The organism is Salinicola sp. CPA57 (genome assembly GCF_003206035.1).
Taxonomy (GTDB): domain Bacteria; phylum Pseudomonadota; class Gammaproteobacteria; order Pseudomonadales; family Halomonadaceae; genus Salinicola; species Salinicola socius.
In genome coordinates this window covers 1-1,181 of the sequence record NZ_PZJR01000038.1, presented here as the reverse complement: position 1 = coordinate 1,181, position 1,181 = coordinate 1, and the positions used below count along the sequence as shown (strand labels likewise).

Annotated in this window: 1 protein-coding gene; it reads right to left on the bottom strand. The window is 57.7% G+C overall.

What is annotated here, in order from left to right; genetic code table 11:
* Window positions 1-1,106 (bottom strand): IS3 family transposase gene (locus tag DOM36_RS19880; protein WP_110644166.1). Its coding sequence is split into 2 segments (ribosomal slippage), with 1,107 coding nucleotides annotated over them: window positions 1-863 and window positions 863-1,106; the frame shifts between segments, so codons are not numbered across the junction. This gene is flagged as partial in the annotation.
* Between the last annotated feature and the right edge of the window lie 75 nt (window positions 1,107-1,181).

The window sequence follows — 1,181 nt, the reverse complement described above, 5'->3', positions numbered from 1 at the left end:
GGGTGACAGATCATCACTCGTCCCGTGGCGGCGCCTTGGGTTGTAGAACATCTCGATATAATCGAACACATCACTCCTGGCAGCTTCTCGGGTTGGATAGATCCGTCGCTTGATCCTTTCACGCTTGAGGAGTTGGAAGAAGCTTTCGGCAACGGCGTTGTCGTGGCAGTTACCACGGCGACTCATACTGCCCATCAGTTGATTGGCCTTTAAAAAGCTCTGCCAGTCGGTGCTGCTGAACTGACTACCTTGATCCGAATGCACAATGACAACCCCTTGTGGCTTTCTCCGCCAAACCGCTGCCAGCAAGGCATCTAACACCAGGTCTGTCGCCATGCGAGACTTCATCGACCAGCCCACAACCTGCCGAGAGAACAAGTCGATGACTACCGACAGATAGAGCCAGCCCTCGTAGGTGCGGATGTAGGTGATGTCGGTGACCCACGCGACATTGGGTGCTGCCACTTCAAACCGGCGATCCAAATGGTTGGGCGATACCATCGCCGGTGTGCCCCCGTAGCAACCAGGACGGCGTCGGTAACCCGTTTGAGAACGTAGCCCCTCCCCGCGCATCAGGCGGGCCACCCGATGCTTGCCACAGGCTTCGCCAGCCTCCCGTAGATCCTGATGGATTTTACGATAGCCATACACGCCGCCACTCTCGAGCCAGGCGTGCTTGATCAATCCCAGCAGGCGCTGGTCATCCCGGGCCCGCCCAGATAGGGCGTTACTGCACCAGGCATAGTAGCCGCTGGGATGCACCGCCATCGTGCGGCACAGCCGCCGCACCGGGTATTGGTCCGCATGGTCGTGGATAAACGCGTACCTCAGTCGGACTCTCTGGCGAAGTACGCGGTGGCCTTTTTTAGAATATCCCGTTCTTCTGATACACGCTTCAACTCAGCCTTCAAGCGTCGGTTCTCAGCTTGAAGATCAGCGTCCTGCTGTCGATGTTCCGCAGGCTTGGCGTAGCGCTTTATCCATTGATACAGGCTGTAGCCGGACACGCCCAGCCGGGTGGCAACCTCGGTGACGGGATGGCCTCGCTCCGTCACCTGTTTGACGGCTTCGATCTTGAATTCTTCGGTGTATCGTTGACGGCTCATGGAACCTCCTGCTGCCTTCAGTATAAGGCCTGGAGGTGTCTACGAAACTAGGGGCGATTCAGGCCAACCAGGCTG